Origin of the sequence: Aquiflexum sp. (assembly GCF_041749095.1) — a bacterium.
Classification (GTDB): Bacteria; Bacteroidota; Bacteroidia; order Cytophagales; family Cyclobacteriaceae; genus Aquiflexum.
Genome location: NZ_JBGTCA010000595.1, coordinates 1 through 2,818, shown reverse-complemented (window position 1 = coordinate 2,818; position 2,818 = coordinate 1). Strand labels below are relative to the sequence as shown.

Below are 2,818 nucleotides of genomic sequence, written 5' to 3'. Positions count from 1 at the left end.
GTCTGATGGCATTCCGGTAACAATCCCCAAGCAACAGGTCGGATGGCCGGTCCACGCCATAGACAGGCCCCAGGCAATGGATGATGTATTGGTTGGGAAGATGATGGGCACCGGTAATGATGGCCTCCCCCGGCCTGATAGGTGCCAACTGTCCGGCCAGATTTCTAATGCCCAATTGGATTATCTAAACGGAAAAATCCGAGGAGGCTCATTCGAAATGGATATGACCACTATCACCGTAGAGGACATTACAGATGCCAATTCAAATGCAAGATTGACCAACCATTTGAAATCCGATGATTTTTTTTCTGTTGAAAAATTCAACAAATCATCTTTCAAAATCACCGAAGCCAAAACATCCAATGGAAAGGATTATCAGATCACAGGAAATCTGATCATCAAAGGAATCAGCAACCCGGTTACTTTTCCCGCAAAAGTAGATGTGCAGGGAGAAAAAATCATCGCCACTGCAAGCATAGTTTTTGACCGTACCAAATTTGACATCAAATACCGTTCAGGCAATTATTTTGAAAATCTTGCAGACAAGTTGATCTATGATGAAGTAAGTTTGGATGTGAAATTGGTGGCATTGAATCAATAATTATAAAAAGTAAATAATTACAGGTTATTTTAGGCTGTCCTATTTAAAGGGCAGTCTTTTTTGTTTTTAAGTCTAATGAAAATCTCAAATCAAAATAATTGGGATGCGTTTGTTACTATTGGTGCCTTACTTTAGTAATTTAGCCCAATGGAGTACAAATGGATGATCAGAGACAAGGCTGATTTAGAAACTGTAGAATCCTTGGGAAAAGAAATCAACGTAAACCTGACTTTGGCCAATATGCTGGTCAACAGAAAGATAGATTCTTTTCAAAAAGCCAAAGATTATTTTAGACCTGACCTGGACAAACTTCATGACCCTTTTTTGATGAAGGATATGGACAAGGCTGTCGAAAGATTGCAGTCCGCCATTGAAAACGAAGAAAAAATCATGGTTTACGGTGACTATGATGTTGATGGCACCACATCTGTGGCTTTGGTTTTTGGGTATTTGAGAGAGTTTTATCATCATGTCTATTTTTATATTCCTGACAGGTATAAGGAGGGGTATGGGATTTCCGAAAAAGGGGTAAGGCATGCTGCCGAGAATAATTTCAAGTTGATCATATCTTTGGATTGTGGCATAAAGGCTTTGGAAAAAGTGGCATTGGCCAAAGAACTTGGTGTTGATTTTATTATCTGTGACCATCATACACCGGGGGAAAACCTCCCTCCTGCAGTTGCCATCCTGGACCCAAAAAGAAAAGATTGTCCTTATCCCTACAAAGAATTGAGCGGTTGTGGGGTTGGCTTCAAATTGATCCAGGCGTTTTCTATTTTTCAGGGAAAAGATCCGGCGAAAGTGATGGTTTACCTGGATTTGCTTGCCATCAGCATAGCTGCGGATATTGTACCGATTACCGGGGAAAACAGGGTGTTGACTTTCTATGGACTTGAAAGAATCAATAATAATCCCAGGCCGGGCATCAAGGCTTTGATCCTGAGAAGCAAAATCGAGAATGAGATTGAAATCTCAGATATTGTTTTTAAAATCGGTCCCAGAATCAATGCCTCCGGAAGATTGGAACATGCCAAAGCTTCAGTGGAACTGTTGATCTCCAAAGACTTGGAGGATGCATTGGCAAGGGCAGAACTTGTCGATACCGTCAATGCAGCACGTAAAAACTTTGATGAGAATATCACCAAGGAAGCCTTGACCATGATACAAAGTATGGAAGAAGTCAGGCAAATGAAAACGACGGTGCTCTTCAAAGAAGACTGGCATAAAGGGGTAATAGGAATTGTTGCATCGAGGTGTATAGAAAAGTATTATAGGCCTACTATCATACTCACAGAATCCAACAGCAAAGCAACCGGAAGTGCAAGGTCAGTTTTTGATTTTGATATTTATGAAGCAATTTCGGAATGCAGTGACCTGTTGGAGCAGTTTGGAGGGCACAAGTATGCTGCAGGCCTGACCATGTCTGTTGCCAATGTTCCGGCATTCCAATCCAGATTTGAACAGGTGGTCAGTTCGAGGATTACAGATATCCACATGAAGCCGGTTTTGGAAATCGATGATGAAATATTACTGGATCAGATCAACTACAAGGTTTACAATATCCTGAAACAAATGGCACCTTTTGGACCGGGAAATCCTGAGCCTATTTTCTGTGTCAATCAGGTATATGCAGAAAATGTCAGGATACTTAAGGACAAACATCTGAGATTCAATGTAGTGCAGGACGGTCAGGAGACCAAACCGGTTTGTATTGCTTTTGGAATGGCAGACAAAAACATCTATCCGGATGAAATTATTTACAAGATGATCAACCGAAAAATGCGATTTGATTTGGCTTTTGAGATCAGGGAGAATACTTTTAGGAACAACAGCAGTCTGCAACTGTACGTGAAAGACATAAAATTTGATTGAATATGAAATCGAGCAAGATGCAAGTGACATTTATTAGAACGACTATCATTGCGAGATTCCATATGGCAATTGAAAAACAAATTATAATCATATGAAATTAAGGGCAGATAACCTTATCAAGATTTACAAGGGCAAGAAGGTTGTCAATAATATATCTGTTGAGGTGGAGCAGGGAGAAATCGTAGGTCTTTTGGGTCCTAATGGGGCGGGAAAAACAACGTCTTTTTATATGATTGTTGGGCTAATTAAACCCAATGAAGGGCAGATTTTTTTGGACGACCGGAATATCACCAAACTTCCCATGTACAGAAGGGCAAAATTAGGAATTGGGTATTTGGCCCAAGA

Annotated in this window: 4 protein-coding genes; 3 read left to right on the top strand and 1 reads right to left on the bottom strand. The window is 40.5% G+C overall.

The annotated features are described in order from the left end of the window. The coding region (locus ACEW8O_RS26640) for a macro domain-containing protein (protein ID WP_373497672.1) at positions 1-148 on the bottom strand (148 nt) is incomplete at its 3' end. On the opposite strand from ACEW8O_RS26640, the gene ACEW8O_RS26635 reads away from it, so the two are divergent. The 3 genes from ACEW8O_RS26635 to ACEW8O_RS26625 all read left to right on the top strand — a co-directional run. Continuing rightward, a complete protein-coding gene (locus tag ACEW8O_RS26635; protein WP_373497671.1) occupies positions 77-601 on the top strand; it encodes a YceI family protein in 525 nt (174 codons plus the stop codon). The two genes, ACEW8O_RS26640 and ACEW8O_RS26635, sit on opposite strands and share 72 nt — an antisense overlap. 147 nt (positions 602-748) lie before the next feature. Further along, positions 749-2,473 (top strand): single-stranded-DNA-specific exonuclease RecJ, encoded by a 1,725-nt coding sequence (gene recJ, locus ACEW8O_RS26630; RefSeq protein ID WP_373497670.1) that lies wholly within the window; start codon positions 749-751, stop codon positions 2,471-2,473. A 91-nt stretch (positions 2,474-2,564) separates the two neighbouring features. Beyond that, on the top strand, positions 2,565-2,818 hold a 254-nt coding region (locus ACEW8O_RS26625; RefSeq protein WP_373497669.1), incomplete at its 3' end, for an ATP-binding cassette domain-containing protein.

Excerpts from the sequence above, each read along its gene's own strand:
- ACEW8O_RS26635 (WP_373497671.1), top strand. The coding sequence starts at position 77 with ATGGATGATGTATTGGTTGGGAAGATGATGGGCACCGGTAATGATGGC.
- recJ (WP_373497670.1), top strand. The coding sequence starts at position 749 with ATGGAGTACAAATGGATGATCAGAGACAAGGCTGATTTAGAAACTGTA.